This window comes from Novosphingobium mangrovi (genome assembly GCF_022818885.1).
Taxonomy (GTDB): domain Bacteria; phylum Pseudomonadota; class Alphaproteobacteria; order Sphingomonadales; family Sphingomonadaceae; genus Novosphingobium; species Novosphingobium mangrovi.
Window position 1 is genome coordinate 457,160 of the sequence record NZ_JALHAT010000003.1, and the last position, 16,957, is coordinate 474,116.

General features: G+C 64.7%; 15 protein-coding genes. 9 read left to right on the forward strand and 6 right to left on the reverse strand.

Annotated elements, in window-relative coordinates:
• Positions 1 to 67 precede the first annotated feature (67 nt).
• The 9 genes from MTR65_RS20230 to MTR65_RS04495 all read left to right on the forward strand — a co-directional run bounded on the left by MTR65_RS20230 (position 68) and on the right by MTR65_RS04495 (position 9,977).
• The gene (locus MTR65_RS20230) at positions 68 to 1,300 is read left to right on the forward strand and encodes a class I SAM-dependent methyltransferase (protein WP_243797472.1); all 1,233 of its coding nucleotides are present in this window, start codon (positions 68 to 70) and stop codon (positions 1,298 to 1,300) included.
• Positions 1,297 to 1,656, forward strand: a complete 360-nt coding sequence (locus MTR65_RS04460; protein ID WP_243797474.1) for a hypothetical protein — start codon at positions 1,297 to 1,299, stop codon at positions 1,654 to 1,656. Before MTR65_RS20230 ends, MTR65_RS04460 begins: the two co-directional genes overlap by 4 nt.
• Before the next feature lie 7 nt (positions 1,657 to 1,663).
• Positions 1,664 to 3,058: an FAD-dependent oxidoreductase gene (locus MTR65_RS04465; RefSeq protein ID WP_243797477.1), complete on the forward strand. Its 1,395-nt coding sequence runs from the start codon at positions 1,664 to 1,666 to the stop codon at positions 3,056 to 3,058.
• An 80-nt stretch (positions 3,059 to 3,138) separates the two neighbouring features.
• On the forward strand, positions 3,139 to 4,773 hold the full coding sequence (locus MTR65_RS04470; RefSeq protein WP_243797480.1) for an FAD-binding oxidoreductase: 1,635 nt from the start codon (positions 3,139 to 3,141) through the stop codon (positions 4,771 to 4,773).
• Complete coding sequence (locus tag MTR65_RS04475) at positions 4,773 to 5,798, forward strand: zinc-binding dehydrogenase (RefSeq protein ID WP_243797482.1); 1,026 nt, start codon at positions 4,773 to 4,775, stop codon at positions 5,796 to 5,798. The genes MTR65_RS04470 and MTR65_RS04475 overlap by 1 nt, the downstream gene beginning before the upstream one ends.
• An 81-nt stretch (positions 5,799 to 5,879) precedes the next feature.
• A complete protein-coding gene (locus tag MTR65_RS04480; RefSeq protein WP_243797485.1) occupies positions 5,880 to 7,268 on the forward strand; it encodes a 3-isopropylmalate dehydratase large subunit in 1,389 nt (462 codons plus the stop codon).
• Positions 7,265 to 7,870, forward strand: coding sequence for a 3-isopropylmalate dehydratase small subunit (gene leuD / locus MTR65_RS04485; protein WP_243797488.1), 606 nt, complete (start codon positions 7,265 to 7,267; stop codon positions 7,868 to 7,870). The genes MTR65_RS04480 and leuD overlap by 4 nt, the downstream gene beginning before the upstream one ends.
• Entirely contained in the window at positions 7,867 to 8,787 is a 921-nt protein-coding gene (locus MTR65_RS04490; RefSeq protein ID WP_243797490.1) for a hydroxymethylglutaryl-CoA lyase, read from the forward strand. The genes leuD and MTR65_RS04490 overlap by 4 nt, the downstream gene beginning before the upstream one ends.
• The gene (locus MTR65_RS04495; protein ID WP_243797493.1) at positions 8,784 to 9,977 is read left to right on the forward strand and encodes a CaiB/BaiF CoA transferase family protein; all 1,194 of its coding nucleotides are present in this window, start codon (positions 8,784 to 8,786) and stop codon (positions 9,975 to 9,977) included. Before MTR65_RS04490 ends, MTR65_RS04495 begins: the two co-directional genes overlap by 4 nt.
• Before the next feature lie 161 nt (positions 9,978 to 10,138).
• Here the strand turns inward: MTR65_RS04495 and MTR65_RS04500 are convergent, their stop codons facing one another.
• The 6 genes from MTR65_RS04500 to MTR65_RS04525 form a co-directional block, all read right to left on the reverse strand.
• Positions 10,139 to 10,816 (reverse strand): hypothetical protein, encoded by a 678-nt coding sequence (locus MTR65_RS04500; protein ID WP_243797495.1) that lies wholly within the window; start codon positions 10,814 to 10,816, stop codon positions 10,139 to 10,141.
• A 31-nt stretch (positions 10,817 to 10,847) separates the two neighbouring features.
• Complete coding sequence (locus tag MTR65_RS04505; protein WP_226635318.1) at positions 10,848 to 11,222, reverse strand: hypothetical protein; 375 nt, start codon at positions 11,220 to 11,222, stop codon at positions 10,848 to 10,850.
• The gene (locus MTR65_RS04510; RefSeq protein ID WP_243797498.1) at positions 11,219 to 12,448 is read right to left on the reverse strand and encodes a class I SAM-dependent methyltransferase; all 1,230 of its coding nucleotides are present in this window, start codon (positions 12,446 to 12,448) and stop codon (positions 11,219 to 11,221) included. The genes MTR65_RS04505 and MTR65_RS04510 overlap by 4 nt, the downstream gene beginning before the upstream one ends.
• A 216-nt stretch (positions 12,449 to 12,664) precedes the next feature.
• Positions 12,665 to 13,411, reverse strand: coding sequence for a maleate cis-trans isomerase family protein (locus MTR65_RS04515; protein ID WP_039393577.1), 747 nt, complete (start codon positions 13,409 to 13,411; stop codon positions 12,665 to 12,667).
• Positions 13,412 to 13,596: 185 nt separating this feature from the next.
• The gene (locus tag MTR65_RS04520) at positions 13,597 to 14,811 is read right to left on the reverse strand and encodes an FAD-dependent oxidoreductase (protein WP_243797500.1); all 1,215 of its coding nucleotides are present in this window, start codon (positions 14,809 to 14,811) and stop codon (positions 13,597 to 13,599) included.
• A gap of 260 nt (positions 14,812 to 15,071) precedes the next feature.
• The gene (locus tag MTR65_RS04525) at positions 15,072 to 16,577 is read right to left on the reverse strand and encodes an aldehyde dehydrogenase family protein (protein ID WP_243797503.1); all 1,506 of its coding nucleotides are present in this window, start codon (positions 16,575 to 16,577) and stop codon (positions 15,072 to 15,074) included.
• Between the last annotated feature and the right edge of the window lie 380 nt (positions 16,578 to 16,957).

Below are 16,957 nucleotides of genomic sequence, written 5' to 3' on the forward strand. Positions count from 1 at the left end.
TCGGCTTCGGCTCTTGCGTCTCTTGTAACGACAATATAGCATAAGGCTATAACAAATGAGGTAGGCCGTGAAGACGTCGCGTACAACTCCACCTGCAAATGATCCTAGCGCCGCCTATGACGGCCCACCCGACTACCGGGTAATTGGTCGCCATGCGGTATTCCCAGAGACCAACCACGACGAGATCGAGCGCGTGAACTTCCTCGCGCAGATGAACCGGCATCTCGCCGCGCGCGTTGTCCCGGGCGTCAAGGCGGCCTTCGACAGCCGCGTGGCGCCGAAGTTCGAGGCCAAGAACGGCCGACCACTCGCCAACCGTCACGAGGCACGCAAGGCGCTACTCAAGGACCCGGCCTTCCAGACTTGGTCCGCGCTGCGCCGCATGACGATGGAACAGCGCCAGCAAGCCGGACGCTGGACATCGCTGCGCCAGGCCGAGCGCCTTGCCGCTATCACGGCGGACCTGACCGAGGGCGATCCGCGTCTGCAGCTCGATCCCACGGTGGAGATCCCGCGCTACGTCTCGGCGGTCGACCATCACTGCATGCCCGGGAGTTACCACACCGAGTACTTCGAGGGCGACGTCACCAACGGCGCGAACTACGATCACGCCGGGTTCGTCACCACCAGCGGCCTCCTCGGCAAATATTCCGACGGTGGCGGCATGGCGGTGGTCAACTGGGTGAAGAAGAACCTGCCCGACTTCGCTCCGAAGAAGATCTTGGAGATCGGCGGCACGGTCGGCCACTCCAGCCTGCCCCTGGCGCAGGCCTATCCTGAGGCCGAGATGACCATCGTCGATCTGGGGGCGCCGGTGCTGCGCTACGGCCTGGCCCGCGCCAAGTCGCTGGGCGTCGACAACGTCTCCTTCGTGCAGGCGAGCGGCGAGGACCTGTCGCGCTTCGAGGACGCCAGCTTCGACTGGATCCAGACGACGATGTTCCTCCACGAACTGTCGACCACTGCGCTGCGCAACATTTTCCGCGAGACCCGCCGCCTGCTCAAGCCCGGCGGCATCGTGCTGCACGTCGAGCAGCCGCAGTACGCGCCCGAAATGCCGCTCTTCGAGCAGGCGATGCGCGATTGGGATGCCTTCTACAACAACGAACCCTTCTGGTCGCGCATGCACGAGATGGACCTCGACGAAGCCATGGTCGATGCCGGCTTTGCAAAGGACAGCCTGATCCATGGCGGCGTCTACGGCGTGGTCGACCGCGAGCTGTTCCCTGATGCGGAAGAAGATGACACCGAAGACTATGGCCGCAAGGCGGCCTGGCACGTGATCGGAGCCGTGGCATGAGCTTTTCCGACGCCCTGAACGGAGCCGGCGCCAAGCCCGCCGGCAAGCGTCCCTACTTCCTCGAACCCCAGGTCGAGAAGGTCCTCGCGATCACCATGGCTGTGGCGCAGGAGCTGGCGGTGGCCCGCCAGCGCAACGATACGCTCGAGCGTTTGCTGCGCGAAAAGGGCATCCTCGAGGATGGCGAGATCGACGCTTTCGAACCCACCCGGGAAGCTTCGGCCCAGCGGCAGATGTGGAACCAGGAATACATCGCCCGCATCCTGCGCATCGTACAGCAGGAGAACGAAGCCGCTGTTCTGGATGACGATGTCGCCTCGGGTGATGTCGGCGAAGAACTCGCACGAGAGGCGTGATCGCACCATGAGCGAGACCTTCGAATTCACCGTTCCCGTGCTGGTGGTGGGCGGCGGCGCCTGCGGCTGCATTGCCGCTCTTGCCGCCGCGAAAGCCGGGGCCGAAGTCCTGCTGATCGAGCAGGACGAGCGCCCGATGGGCTCCACCGGCATGTCGCAGGGCCTCATCTGCGCGGCGGGCACCAAGGCCCAGGCCGCGCACGGCATCGAGGACAGCGCGCACACCTATTTCGATGACATCATGGCCAAGACCAAGGGTCAGACCGACCCGGTCCTGGCCCGCGCCATCGCCGATCATGCGGGGCCTACGGTCGACTGGATGGTCGAGGAACTCGACATGCCCTGGGAGCTCGATACGGGCTTTCGCCCCGCCTACGGCAACAGCACCTACCGCGTGCACGGCTGGCGCGGGCACGGCGGCCAGGACATGGTCGACCTGCTCCACCGCCGCCTCGACGACAACGGCGTCGATGTCATGACCGAGGCAAAGCTGGTCGATGTCCATGCCGATGCAGATGGCCGTATCACGGGCGTCACTATCGCGCGCCCCGACGGCTCGCACGAAGCGGTTGGCTGCGACACCCTGATCCTTGCTTGCGGCGGCTTTGCGGCGAACCATACGATGGTTGCGGCCAACATGCCCGAGATGGCTGAGGCCCGCAACAACGGCCATGAGGGCAGCCAGGGCACAGGCATTGCAGTTGGCGGCAAGGTTGGCGCAGCGCTTGGCGACATGGCCTCCTACCAGGGCTACGCCATGCTGACCGAGCCGCAGGGCATGCCGGTCCCGCCGGGCGTTCCGATTGCCGGTGGTATCCTCGTCAACATCGAGGGCAAGCGCTTCACCAACGAGACCGACGATATTGCCGGCATGGTGCACCCCGTGCTGCAGCAACCGGGCGACTACGTCTGGGTGATCTACGACGACCGCATCGAGAAGGACGTCGACTACATCCCCGAGATCATCGAGCTCAACAAGCTCAACGCCCCGCGCTTTGCCGACAGCGAAGAGGAAATGGCGCAGGTGCTCGGTCTTCCGGCGCAGGCGCTTGCCGCAACACTGGCCGATGCGCGCGCAGCGCAAGCCGCAGGCGAGGCCGACAGCTTCGGCCGCGTGTGGGACGGTGACCTCCCCCCTGCCCCGCGCTTCCGCGCGCTGAAGGTAGTGGGCGCCATCTTCCACACCCAGGGTGGCCTCCAGATCGATGGCAACGCGCAGGTGCTGCGTCCCGATGGGACGAGGCTTCCCAACCTCTTTGCAGGTGGCGGTGCCGCGCGGTCCGTTTCAGGCCCTGCGCACTGGGGCTACCTCCCTGCCATGGGGCTGGCGACGGCCGTGACCTTCGGGCGCCTTGCCGGAGAGGCGGCGGCCAAACTCGCGCTGAGCCGCGAACCGGCCTGATGTGCAGCGCCCTCATCTCGCTTCTTTCGTAATCCCCGGCCGCACGCCTCGCGCGCGGCCTCACTCACGGGAAACACACCATGTCCGATATCGCCGCCCCGGCTGCCCCTGCTTCCATTGCTCCGTGTCCGAGTGACCTTCGTGCCAAGCTCGAAGGCATCGTCGGTGCGGCCCACGTGACCTCCGATGAGGCGCGCCTGCGTCTCTTCAGCGAGGACGTGTGGATTGCCTCCGATCACGTTGCGATGCTGATCGTCGCCCCGGCAACGACCGAGGAACTCGCGGCCGTGGTCGCCGCTGCAAACGAGGCCGGTGTCGCCCTTGCTCCGCGCGGTGCAGGCATGAGCTACACCGAAGCCTACATCCCGGCGACCAACGACACGGTCACCATCGACACCACACGCATGAACAAGGTGCTGGATATCAGCCCCGAGGACATGACCGTGACCGTCCAGGCCGGATGCTCCTGGCGCGAACTGAACGAGGCGCTCAAGGAGAAGGGCCTGCGCACCCCCTTCTGGGGCCCGATGTCGGGGATCTACTCCACCATCGGTGGCGGCCTCTCGATGCTCAACGCCATGTTCGGTGCGGGCCACTACGGCACCACCAGCGAGAGCGTCATTGCGCTGACCATGGTGCTGGCCGACGGGCGCATCCTGCGCACCGGCGCGCGCGGACCGGATGGCGACACTCCCTTCTATCGTCACTTCGGCCCGGACATCGCGGGCCTCTTCTGCGGCGATTCCGGCACGCTGGGGCTCAAGGCCGAGATCACCCTGCGCCTCATCCGCCAGCCCGCCTTCGAGCAGTCCGCCTCGTTCTCCTTCAAGAGCGGCCCGGCCATGCTCGAGGCGCTGGGCGAAATGGCCCGCGAGGGGCTAGCTGCGGAAAGCTGTGGCTTTGACCCGGGCCTCACCAAGGTGCGCATGAAGCGCATGTCGATGGCGAGCGACGTGAAGACACTGGGCAAGGTCATCTCCAAGGAGAAGTCGCTGGGCAAGGGCCTGCTGGCCGCGGCCAAGATCGCCATGGGCGGCCGCAACTTCATCCCCGAGGAAGAGTACCCGCTCCACATCACCGCCGAAGGGCGCTGCAAGGAGGCGGTGGCCCACGACATCGCACGGGCCCGCGAGATTGCCGCCCAGTTCGACGGCGTGGAGATCGAGAACTCGATCGCCAAGATCATCCGCGCCATGCCCTTCCCGGCGCCCAACTCGATCCTGGGGCCTGAGGGCGAAAGCTGGATCCCGGTCCATGGCCAGTTCTCGCTCTCGACTGCGCCCAGGGCCTTTGCCGAGATCCGCGCCTACTTTGACGAGATGCAGGAGACATTCGACAAGCACGGCATCTTCAACGGCTTCCTGACCTCCTCGATGTCGACCAACGCCATCATCATCGAGCCGGTCTTCTTCTGGCCCGAAGGCTACCGTCCGATCCACGAATCAATGGTCGAACCCGACCACATGAAGCGCCTGAAGCAGCTGGGCGCCCACCCCGAAGCGACTGCCATCGTCACCGCCGCGCGCGAGAAGGTGAAGGAAATCGCACGCAAGTATGGCGCAGGCCACTTCCAGATTGGCCGTTCCTATGCCTATCGTGACCGCATGGATGAAGCCTTCCTCGACGTTCTCGACGCGGTGAAGAGCACGGTCGATCCCAAGGGCCTGTTCAACCCGGGCGGCCTGGGCTTCCCGCAGGGCAAGATCGCCCAATAATGACCGAAACGGCGAAGACCTACCGCGCGATCCGTCTGACACGGATCGCGCCCTCCTTCCGCGAAGCCTGCGATATCGTCGAACTGCCGAGCCGGGACCCCGGCCCCGGTGAGATCCGCGTGCGCAACCGTTTCTGCGGCATCAACGGCATCTTCGACACCCAGATCGCGCGCGATGCGGTCGACTACGTCAAGATTGCCCTGCCCACCTTCACCGGGGTCGAGGCCATCGGCACGGTCGAGGCGGTCGGCGAAGGCGTCAGCGACTTCGCGGTGGGGGATGCGGCCGTCTCGGTGCGTTTCACCGGCGGATACCGCGAGGAGAACACCGCGCCCGCGAGCGGCTTCGTCAAGGCCCCTGCAGTCACGCGCGAATACCTCGCACTTGCCTCCACGGGCGTATCGGCGATGGTCGCGCTCGAGCGCATCGGAGAACTGAAGGACGGCGAGACGGTCGCAATTTCGGCCGCCGCGGGGGGGCTTGGCCATTTCCTCGTCCAACTCGCCGCCCTGCGCGGGTGCCATGTGGTGGGCGTTGCCGGAGGTCCCCAAAAGTGTGCCTTTGTGAAGTCGCTCGGCGCCGCCCGCGTCATCGACTACAAGGCTGAGGATGTGGCGCAAGTGCTGGGCCATGAATACCACAACGCGCTCAACGTCGCAGTCGATACCGTCAGCGGGCCGATCCACGACGCCTTCCTGGCGAACCTCGCCAACCACGGACGGCTTGTCGTTGGAGGCGCCGCCTCGGATCTTGAAGGCAAGCCCGAGATCGTCACCGCCCCGCGCATCGCCAATTCGATCTATTACAAGAGCGCCTCGGTGCGCGGTTTCATGAACGGCCTTCTCACCCAGTATTGGGACGAAGCACGCGAGCGCCTCTTCCGTCTTTACGAGGATGGCAAGCTGCAGGTGCACCTCGACAGCGCGGCCAATCACGGGATCGCGGGGATCTATGACGGTGTTGAGCGTCTCCTGTCTGCTCGCTCATCGGGTAAGGTGGTCGTCGACTTGCACGAAGCGCCCTAAAGAGGTCTAGGCAGGTCGCTGGGGCAAGCCCATGACGCTTGCCCCTCGACCATCTGCGAACGGGCTGACGAAAAAACAACGATGACATCCACGGGACCAAAGACACTTTTCGAGAAGATCTGGGAAACACACCGGATCGATACCGGCACCTCGGGCGCCGGACTTGTCGCCATCGACCGCGTGTTCCTGCACGAGCGCACGGGTGCGGCTGCGCTGAAGTCGATGGCTGCGGCGGGCCGACCGGTCCGCGATCCGGCCCGTGTCTTTGCGGTCATGGACCACATCGTCGACACCCGCATCGGGCGTGGGGACGGCACGTTGATGGAAGGAGGCTCGGCCTTCATCACCGAGACCCGTGCTGCCGCCAAGGCCGCAGGCATCACCCTGTTCGACGTCAACGATCCCGACCAGGGCATCACTCACGTCATCTCACCGGAACTGGGCATCGTGCTTCCCGGCGTCACCCTTGTCGCGCCCGACAGCCACACCTGCACACAAGGCGCGCTGGGCGCGCTCGCCTGGGGCATCGGCTCGAGCGAAGCCGAGCATGCCATGGCGACTGGCACCCTGCGCATCGAAAAGCCCAAGACGATGCGCGTCACCTTCACCGGCCAGCTTGCTGCGGGGGTGACCGCCAAGGACATGGCGCTCGCCCTCATCGCCGCGCACGGTGCGGGCGGCGGCGCGGGCCATGCGGTCGAGTTTGCGGGTGAGGCCGTGGAAGCGCTCGACATCGAAGCGCGCATGACCTTGTGCAACATGGCGACCGAATTCTCGGCCATGGCCGGGTTCATCGCGCCTGATGCCAAGACTTTCGAATACCTCGCCGGACGCCGCTATGCGCCCGCGAACTTCGACGATCCCTACTGGCAGACGCTCTCGACCGACGAAGGCGCGACTTTCGACACCGAAATCGTGATCGACGCAGGCTCGCTCGCACCAATGGTCAGCTGGGGCACCAGCCCGCAGCATTCGATGCCCATCGACGGCGCGGTGCCGCAGGGCCCGGAGCGCGCGCACCAATACATTGATCTGGCACCTGGCGCCGCGATGCTGGGCACGCCCATCGACGTCGCCTTTGTCGGCTCGTGCACCAACGCGCGCCTTTCCGACCTTCGCCGTGCTGCGGCCCTGGTCAAAGGCCACAAGGTCGCCGACACGATCAAGAAGGCGATGGTCGTACCGGGCAGTTCCTCGGTCAAGCGCGCCGCCGAAGCCGAGGGCCTGGACACGATCTTCACCGAGGCAGGCTTTGAATGGCGCGCCAGCGGATGCTCGCTGTGCTTCTTCGCAGGCGGTGAACGCTTCCCCGAAGGGAGCCGCACGATCAGTTCGACCAACCGCAACTTCGAAGGCCGCCAGGGTCCGGGCATCCGCACCCATATCGCGAGCCCCGAAACCGTGATCGCGAGCGCCGTGGCCGGTGTCATCGCCGACCCGCGTGAGCTGGCCAAGGAGAGCGCGCAGTGACCCCCTTCACCACCCTCACCTCGGTTGCCGTGCCGATCCTGCGCGACAACGTCGATACCGACGCGATCATCCCGAGCCGCGAGATGAAGAGCACCGGACGCACCGGACTTGCCGAAGGCCTCTTCGCACCCTGGCGCTACAGCGACGTAGCTGCGCGCACCCCGGATCCGAGCTTCGAGCTCAACATGCCCGAGGCCAAGGGCGGCCAGGTGATTCTGGGCGGCGCCAACTTCGGCTGTGGCTCGAGCCGCGAGCACGCGGTCTGGGCACTCGTCGAATACGGCATCCGCTGCGTCATCGCCGAGAGTTTCGCGCCGATCTTCCGTGCCAACTGCATCCGCAACGGCGTTCTCCCGATCACCCTGCCCCGCGCCGATGTCGACGCGCTGGCCTGGCAGGAGATCACGGTCGATCTGCCCGCGCAGACGGTGACGGCCGGGGACGCCACACACAGCTTCACGATTGAGGACGAGCCGCGCACGATGCTGCTCGAAGGCCTTGACGTGATCGACCTCACATTGAAGGCCCTGCCCGCCATCGAGGCGTGGACCGACGCCGACCGCACGGCGCGTCCCTGGGTCTACCTGGAGAAGACCGCATGACCGAAATTCTCATTTCCGAAGTGGGCCCGCGCGACGGCCTGCAGTCGATCAAGCAGGTGATGCCGCTCGAAGCCAAGAAGGCCTGGATCGCGGCCGAGGCCGCCGCCGGCGTCATGGAGATCGAGGTCGGCAGCTTCGTGCCGCCCAAGCTCCTGCCGCAGATGGCCGACACCCCTGAACTGGTGGAATTCGCCAAGGGCATCGAGGGCCTCAACGTCGTGGCTCTCGTTCCCAACGCGCGCGGCGCGGAGAACGCAGCCAAAGCGGGCGTGCACGGCATGTCGATCCCCTTCTCGCTGAGCGAGACGCACTCGATCCGCAACGTCAAGAAGGACCACCCCGCGATGCTCGCCGAGATCGCGAAAGTGGCCGAAATCGCCAAGGATGCGGGCATCCACTTCGCAGTAGGGCTCTCGACGGCGTTCGGCTGCACCATTGAGGGCGCGGTTCCCGAAGACACCGTGGTGCGCCTTGCCGTTGCCGCAGCCGAAGCGGGCGGGCAGGAGTTCAGCCTGTCCGACACCACCGGCTATGCCGACCCCGCGCAGGTCAAGCGGCTCGTGCGCAAGGTGAAGGCCGCGGTGGGCGATGACATGCTCACCACGCTGCACCTTCACAACACGCGCGGCCTGGGTCTGGCCAACGCGCTGGCGGGCCTTGAGGAAGGGATCACCACCATCGATTCCTCGCTCGGCGGTCTGGGCGGCTGCCCCTACGCGCCCGGCGCCTCGGGCAACCTCGTTACCGAGGATCTCGTTCTCATGCTCAATTCCATGGGCTATGACACCGGCATCGATCTGGAAAAACTGCTCGAAGTGCGGTCGATCCTGACAGAAGCCCTTCCGGGCGAACCGCTTTACGGCTTCACGCCCGATGCAGGTCCGATGCTGGACTACAAGGAAAGGATTGCGCGATGAGCGCTGAACAGGGCGGCGCACCGACGCCGCTGGCCGGAATCACGGTCATCGAATTCACCCACATGGTCATGGGCCCCACGGTCGGCCACATCCTCGCCGGGCTTGGCGCCGATGTCGTGCGCATCGAGCCCATCGGCGGCGACCGTACCCGCAAGCTCCTGGGTTCGGGCTCGGGCTACTTCCCGATGTACAACCGCGGCAAGAAGTCGATCTGCCTCGACCTCAAGAGCGCGGAAGGCATCGCGGTCGCCAAGGACCTGTGCGCCAAGGCCGATGTCCTCGTCGAGAACTTCCGCCCCGGCGCGCTCGATCGCCTCGGCCTCTCCTACGAGACCCTGGCCGAGACCAATCCGGGCATCATCTACTGCTCGGAAAAAGGCTTCCTGCCCGGCCCTTACGAAGAGCGCACCGCACTCGACGAAGTGGCGCAGATGATGGGCGGCCTTGCCTACATGACCGGCCCTCCGGGACGCCCCTTGCGTGCAGGTTCCAGCGTCGTCGACGTGACGGGCGGCATGTTCGGCGTGATCGGCATTCTTGCCGCCGTTGAAGAACGCCACCGCACCGGCAAGGGCCAGAAGGTCGTCGCCAGCCTGTTCGAGACCACGATCTACCTCGTGGGCCAGCACATGGCGCAGTTCGCGGTTACCGGAAAGGCCGCCAACCCGATGCCCGCGCGCATCTCGGCCTGGGCGATCTACGACGTCTTCGAAACCAAGGACGAGCCCGTCTTCATCGGCGTGGTCAGCGATGTCCTGTGGGAGAAGTTCTGCAAGATCTTCCAGCTCGACGACCTGTGGGCCGATGAGAGCATCCGCACCAACAACGAGCGCGTGAAGGCACGTGATCGCATCCTGCCGCAGGTGCGCGAGATGTTCCTGGGCATGACCCGCGACGAAGTTGTCGGTATGCTTGAGGGCACGGGCCTTCCCTTTGCCCCGATCGGCAAGCCCGAGGATATGTTCGACGATCCCCAGCTTGCCGAAGGCGGCCTTGAGGACGTGACGCTCGACAGCGGCGAACAGACCCGCCTGCCCACCATCCCGCTGCAGATGGGCGGCAAGCGTCCGGGCGCTCCGGTTACGCTCCCCGGCGCGGGCCAAGACAGCCGCTCGGTGCTCGAGAGCCTGGGCTATTCGGCCGACAAGATCGAGGCGCTTACCGCAAAGGGCGCCGTCGGCGCGGCCTGATCCGCCCCGATACACGACATGGAAAAGGGCCCCGGAAGTTCGCGCTTCCGGGGCCCTTTTCATTGGACTTTGGGAACCCTTCCTCCGCCATGAAAAAAGGGCGATCCCTGTGGGACCGCCCTTTCCTCCTGCGATTTCCTTTATCGGAACATCGGCTTTCTTCAGAACGGCTTGACCGTACCCAGGAAGCAGATGCCGGAAATCGTTATCCAGTAGACGTAGGCCATCATCCGGCCATACATGAACTCGCGCTCGAGAGCGGCTTCCTCGGCCGGGTTGGGACCTTCGGCCAGGCGACGGAAACGCACCGTCCACAGGCGCATGATCCAGCGCAGGCCAAGCCCGATGCACAAGGTGAACCCATAGAGCGTCAGCTTCGTCGCATACCAGCGCATGCCCTCACCCGCTTCGAGCGGACCATGGCCCAGGAGCGAGGAGATGCCGACCACGAAGATCAGCGGGATGAGAACCCAGCGGATCTTCTCGTCGATCTTGGTGAGCGTCACACCGACATCGGTTTCACGCTTGATGAAGGCGCTCCAGCACAGGCCGAGCCAGAGTGCGATGAAGATCCACATCGCGGTGAGGTAGCCACCGCCAAACGGATGAAGGCCATAGATATACCCCATGTGCAGACCCAGCGGCAGCAGCGAGATGATGCCGGTGCGAGCCAGGATGTCGATGCGGTAGGCCGTCTCCATGTGGCGGCGGCGCTCGTCCATAGACAGCTTGCGGTTGCACACATTGTAGCTGGTCTGGAAAACGCCCCATTCGCCGCCCAGCCAGTAGACCATGGCGATGATGTGCACCCAGCGCAGTACCAATACTTCTTCTATCACGACTTTCCCCTTGTCTAAGGGGGAGCCGCCCCTAAGCCGATGCGGCGTCCTGGCGGGAAAGCTTCTCCACCCAGTCGGTGACGGGCGGATCAGTTTCCTCCATGGCCTCGACTTCCTGCTGGAAGCCGCGCATGACGCGGGCGATATACGCCCTCATGGCAATTCCCCGTTCCTCGCCGGCCTTGCGGTCCGGCTCATACCTTTCAATCTTGGTGCGATCGATCGAGCCCTCCAGCTCGAGCAACCGCTCCACCGTATCCAGACGTTCGCGCGTGGCGGCCAGTTCGGCCGTGAGCGAGAGCGTCAGCGAGTAGAGGCGGTCGAGGGCCATCTCGTCGAAGAAGGCCGGGCGACCACCCTTGGCGCGTGCGCCGGAACGTGCGATCCAGTCCAGATCCTGCGTCATGCCGAAATCTCCTTGGCGATCTCATTGGAAACCTTCGGCTTCCAGGCCCCGTATGCATTCCAGATGGCCGCACGTCCGTAGTCTTCCTTGTCCCCATCGGGCGAACCAGGGAACAGCGTCTTGTCGGGAATTGCCCGCACACCGGTCACGAACTGCTCCTCCAGCGGAAAGCCGGCCTCTTCAATCACAGCCTTCAGGTCCACACCATGCATGGCCGACCAGAAGGGCTCGTTGTTGTTGTAGGCGTCCCAGTCGCGCAGGAACTGCTCGAACCGCGGCATATCGGGGCCGTACTGCGGCTGCTCGACATGGAGCAGGAGCCCGCCCGGTTTCAGCACGCGGTGGCACTCGGAGAGGATGCGCGGCATCGCCGAGGCCGACGTCTCGTGCAGGAACATCGTCGTCTGCACCCAGTCGAAATGGTTGTCGGGAAAGCGCGAAAGGTCCTCGCCGCTCGCCTGGACGAACTTGATGTTGGATACACCCAGGCTGGCCGCGCGTGCGGCGCCATAGCGCAGCACAGGTGCGGCGGTGTCGATGCCGATCACCTCGGCCTCCGGGAACCCTTGTGCGATGGGCACCGCGTTGTGCCCCACCGTACATCCCACGTCGAGCACCCGTTCGGGCGACCAGTCGAGGCAGTTTTCCTTGATCCACCCGACCACGGCCTGCCCGCCACCATCGTTGAGGCTGCCAAGCGCTCCGCCAGTGGTGGCGAAGAGGCCGACATCGTAGTTCGCCGCGACCGCGACGTCGCCCGGGCGTTCCTCAGTATGGTAGCTACCGGGCTGGCAGTGGATATCGACGCAGGTGACGTAGAGAGGCTGTTCGACCGAGGGATCGAGTTCGAGCAGGTCCGAAGCCTCATTGTACGCCTTGGCTTTCGCGTCGAGTTCGTCGAGCTGGCGCAGGACGATCTGGCGCCCGTTCTGCTGACGCATCTCCATCGAGTTGCGCTTGAGCGCGGACCAGGTGCGGTGCCAGGGATCCTGGTTCATCGCGACACGGATTTCCTCACGGTTCTCCGGCGACCGGCCGTGGATCGCCTCGAATGCGGGCAGAACCCGATTTTCGTAGGCGAGCCAGTTGCCCTTGCCCAGATCCCCCGACAGGTAGCGGTTGAACTGGGTCAGGAAGTTGAAGCGCGAGGCTTCGTCGTGGTCCGCCTGTGCCATCATCGGATGACGCTGAAGCGCGGTATAGGGTGGTGGAATTTCGGCTGACATCAAACCCTCCTTGCTGCGGATGGCGGCGGGACGGTCCGATCAGGGAGCCCGTGGCCTCTCGCGCCTCACGTATGTATGCCCACAGGACGCGCGCGAGGTTGATTTGAGTCAACAATATAACAAATAAGAACAGAGCTCCGCGATTTCTCGCGGAGCTCTGCGCTTTTCGAGTGCCTTGCGGCTATGACAAATGGCGTCAATGCCGCACGTACGGGATCAGAATTCCGCGAGGAGGCGGCCGAGACCTTCGATCTTGTCGTCGATCCCGCAGGCGCGCAGGCCGTGCCAGTAGGTCGCGGTGTTGATCGCGATCACGGGCTTGGACAGCTTCTGCTCGTACTGGGCCGCGATATCGACCATCGAGAGGTTGGTGCCGACCTGGACGATCGCATCGACATCATCGCCATCGAGTTCGGCAATGACCTCGTCGAGCCGCTCGGGCGTGACCTTGGCGATGTCGGTCCAGCGCTTGCACTGCAGCGGGACGTCGCGCTTCACCTCAAAACCCGATTCCTCCAGGAAGCGGCGCACTTCGGCGTTCGCAACCGGGTAGTAGGGCGAGACGAAGCTGACGGTCTTGACGTTGCCGTAAGCCTTGAGCGCTGCGGCCACCGATTCCGCGCCGGTCGAGGCACCGACACCGGCGAAGTCCTCGACCTGCTTCTTCCACTTCGCGGCGCCTTCGACACCGCCGTAGAAAGTCACGGCCGACATACCGAGCACGAGGTAATCGGGCTTGCAGGTCATGACCGAACGCACCGCATCAAGGGTGTTTTCGGCGATCAGCGTCGTGCCCGCGATGAAGTCCTCGTTCGAGAGGGCCAGCGGATCCTCGACGTAGATGCGCGAGAAGTGGTTGGTCACACCCTCAGGGCGCATGCGCTCCATGTCGGGCTGGACAACCGTGTTGGTGGACGGTGCGATGACACCCAGCAGCTTGCGCCAACCGAGAACGTCTCCCATTTCATGTACTCCTTTTGCAGGCCGTAGCAGGCCTGCGGGTTGAATGACGTTTCTCCCCGCCTTCGTGGTGTGGCGAGTTGTTGTGTTTTTTCTGGTGCGGTCTTGCGCCGCGTTCTTCCCGAAGGGCCCTGTGGGCGCGGCCCGGGGAAAGTGGATAAGCCCCCTTCCCCGTGCCCGAATGAGGATCAGGTGATCGACTTGGCCTGTTCGAGGCTCTCGTACATGGCCTGGCGCATCATGTAGGCGCGGCGCTTGTCGTCGTCGGCCTTGATGTCGAGCATCGCCTGGCGGCGCTGCTGGTGCGCATCGTCCTGCCCGCCCTTGATCATGGCCATGTTGGCCTTGGTCTGGGTCTGGGTGAAGCTGTGCGTGACGGTGCGGCGCTGGCGGTCATAGAGCGAGAGGTTCGCATCCATGTCGGCCTTGCCCTCGATCACCGGCATCAGCTTCTCGAACAGGTTGAAGGCATCGTGAATGCCCGAGTTCATGCCAAAGCCGCCAAGCGGGTTGTTGAGGTGTGAGGCATCACCGCACAGCATCACGCGGCCCTCGCGGAACGACTTCGCAACGCGCTGGTGAACACGGTACAGCGTGCGGTGGCCGGTCTTGACGTCCTTGCCTGCACCTTCGCCGATGAGACGGTCGAAGATGCCATTCTTGACCTCGTCCGAACGCAGGTAGTCCTCGTCGGCCTCGGGATCGGTCGGCACCAGCACGCGCCACACCGAGGGGACGCGCAGCAGCACGAGCCACTCCTGCGGATCGCTAACGTAGTTGACGTAGCACAGGTTGGGCAGGTGATCGGCCAGCTCGAGCTCGGTCGAGAGCGTGAGGAAGCGTTCCGGGTAGGTAAAGCCGTCGAATTCGACGCCCAGCCACTTGCGCACGATCGAGTTGGCCCCATCGGCACCAACCAGGAAGTCGCAGCGCAGCTTGTCGATGCCGGTCATGGTCTCGACGAAGACGTCCACGCCTGCGCCATCGTCATTGAAGGAGACGATGCGGCTGCCGAAGCGAACCTGTGCATTGCTGTACTTGCCAAGTCCCTCGGCCAGTCCCTGCGAGAGGTGGTACTGCTCGCACTGGATGCGGAACGGGTACTTGGTGACGTCCGAGATCTCGGCAAGGTCGAAGTCGATGACTTCGCCGCTCTGGCGGTCGCGCCAGTGGTAGACCGGTGCCTTGAGGCCCTTGTCGATGAGCATCTGGGTGATGCCGATCTGGTCGAGCATTTCGAGCGAGGGCGGGTGGAAGGTCGAGGCGCGGAGGTCCTGCGCACATTCGCTACCCGCTTCCAGGACGACCACGTCGACGCCCGCCTGAGCCAGAAGCGTCGCCAGAACCGTCCCAACCGGCCCTGCCCCCGCGATCACTACCTGGCACCGTTCAACTGCAGCCATATCCAGCAGACTCCACTAATTGCTTCTTGCTGACAGGTATGGACCGCGTGCCCGGACTGGTTAGACACCACTGCCCGACTATCCGACTTGCGGTGAATATCGTGCGATGCGCGCGATTTCGGCCGCTTTGATCCGCAATTCTTGATGGTCCGCCCGGACTTGTGCCCAAGTGTCAGTGACCTCGATCAAGAACTCGGCCCGGGACAAAAAAAGAGGGGCGCCGCAGCGCCCCTCCTATCCTTCGCGAATCTGCAGTGTGATCAGACGACCGCGCAGACCGTCTTCCACTCCAGGTAGCTTTCGAGCGCCTGCTTGCCGCTGTCACGGCCCCAGCCCGACTGCTTGACGCCGCCGATGGCGAGCGCGGGATCGTACATCGCGTGGCAGTTGATCCAGACGGTGCCCGCCTTGATCTCACTCGACATGCGGTGCGCGTTGCTGAGCCCTTCGGTCCAGACGCTTGCGGCGAGACCATATTCGCTGTCGTTCGCGGCCGCGATCACTTCCTCGGGCTCGTCGAAGGCCTGCGCGACGAGAACCGGGCCGAAGACTTCCTCGCGGACGATTTCCATGTCGGGCGTCACGTCAGTGACGACGGTCGGCGTGATGAAGGTGCCGGCCTCGCCGGTACGCTCACCGCCCGTCAGCATCGTGGCGCCTGCGCCCTTCGCGCGCTGCAGGAAGCCCTCGACACGTTCGGCATGGCGCAGCGAGACGACCGGGCCCATCTGCGTGTCGGCTTCAAGGCCGTGGCCCAGCTTCAGGCTCTTGGCGTAGTTGGCCACGCCTTCCACGACCTGATCGTGGATCGAGCGATGCACGTAGAGGCGCGAGCCCGCGATGCAGACCTGGCCTCCATTGAAGTAGATGGCGTTGGCCACACCCGGAATGGCGAGGTCGAGGTTCGCATCGGGCATGACGATCGAGGGCGACTTGCCGCCCAGCTCCAGCGTCACGCGCTTGAAGTTGGTCTTGGCCGCATCGAGCACGGCACGGCCCGTCGCGGTCGAGCCGGTGAAGGCGATCTTGTCCACGTCCTTGTGCTGCGCCAGCGTCGCGCCGGTTTCGCCGCCAAGGCCGGTGATCACGTTGAGAACGCCTGCGGGCAGCCCCGCCTCGACCATGATCTCGGCCAGACGCAGCGCGGAGAGCGAGGTATCTTCCGCGGGCTTCAGGACGAGCGCGCAGCCCGCGGCGAGCGCCGGAGCAAGCTTCATCGCGGTCAGCACCAGCGGCGAGTTCCACGGCACGATGGCCGCGACCACGCCGACCGGCTCACGCACGGTCCAGCTGCGCACCTGCTTGCCTTCGGGCTGGTAGTTGATCGAGTTCTCGATCGTGTTGCCTTCGATGTTCATGGCCTGGCCCGCGAAGAAGCGGAACTGGTTGATGGCACCGGGGATCTCGGCCCAGCGGCCCACGAACAACGGCTTGCCCTGGTCGAGCGTCTCGATCTCGGCGAGTTCGTCGATGTTGGCCTCCAGGAGGTCCGCGATCTTCCAGAGGATGCGCGCACGCTCGACAGGGATGGTGGCGGCCCACTTGACCTGTGCGGCACGGGCCGCGGCGACGGCATCGTTCACGTCGTCCGCGCCCGCTGCGGCCACCTGGCCCAGTTCCGAGCCGGTCGCCGGGTCGAGCGTTGCGAAGGTGTTACCGCTGGCGGCCTTGCGCCATTCACCGTCGATCAGCAGGCCCTCGCCGCGGGCGCGGCGGGCAAGGAATTCGCGCGTCGCGGGACGCAAGCTGGCGAAGTCGAGTGGCATCGTCGGTGTCTCCTTTGTTCCGCCTCGTCCTAGTGCAGATGCCATCCTGGACCGACGCACGCCAAGCCGAAAAGCCGCAGGGCGGATAACTCTATCCGCAAGCGCAGCATGAAAACGCGATCACGTTCACTGTTCGAGCACACCGTGGAGGCCGACGCGTCATCCACGCACAACCAGATCTGGCTGACCCGCAAGGACAAAGGGGCTTCTCGCACGAGGCGCCGCCCCGCCGAACCGGGCAGCAACCACAGCGCCGCTAGGCGAGAGAACGGATGGGGAAAGCATGACCTACCGCTTGGGTGTCGACGTCGGAGGGACGTTCACCGACCTACTTTTGTTCAACCAGGAAGACGGCTCGTTTTTCCGTCACAAGACGCCGT

Bases quoted from the DNA above. Each gene is read 5' to 3' on its own strand.
- MTR65_RS04515 (WP_039393577.1), bottom strand. From the start codon at position 13,411: ATGGGAGACGTTCTCGGTTGGCGCAAGCTGCTGGGTGTCATCGCACCG.
- MTR65_RS04470 (WP_243797480.1), top strand. From the start codon at position 3,139: ATGTCCGATATCGCCGCCCCGGCTGCCCCTGCTTCCATTGCTCCGTGT.
- MTR65_RS04490 (WP_243797490.1), top strand. From the start codon at position 7,867: ATGACCGAAATTCTCATTTCCGAAGTGGGCCCGCGCGACGGCCTGCAG.
- MTR65_RS04460 (WP_243797474.1), top strand. From the start codon at position 1,297: ATGAGCTTTTCCGACGCCCTGAACGGAGCCGGCGCCAAGCCCGCCGGC.
- MTR65_RS04520 (WP_243797500.1), bottom strand. From the start codon at position 14,811: ATGGCTGCAGTTGAACGGTGCCAGGTAGTGATCGCGGGGGCAGGGCCG.
- MTR65_RS04495 (WP_243797493.1), top strand. From the start codon at position 8,784: ATGAGCGCTGAACAGGGCGGCGCACCGACGCCGCTGGCCGGAATCACG.
- MTR65_RS04465 (WP_243797477.1), top strand. From the start codon at position 1,664: ATGAGCGAGACCTTCGAATTCACCGTTCCCGTGCTGGTGGTGGGCGGC.
- MTR65_RS04510 (WP_243797498.1), bottom strand. From the start codon at position 12,448: ATGTCAGCCGAAATTCCACCACCCTATACCGCGCTTCAGCGTCATCCG.
- MTR65_RS04505 (WP_226635318.1), bottom strand. From the start codon at position 11,222: ATGACGCAGGATCTGGACTGGATCGCACGTTCCGGCGCACGCGCCAAG.
- MTR65_RS04475 (WP_243797482.1), top strand. From the start codon at position 4,773: ATGACCGAAACGGCGAAGACCTACCGCGCGATCCGTCTGACACGGATC.
- MTR65_RS04480 (WP_243797485.1), top strand. From the start codon at position 5,880: ATGACATCCACGGGACCAAAGACACTTTTCGAGAAGATCTGGGAAACA.
- MTR65_RS04525 (WP_243797503.1), bottom strand. From the start codon at position 16,577: ATGCCACTCGACTTCGCCAGCTTGCGTCCCGCGACGCGCGAATTCCTT.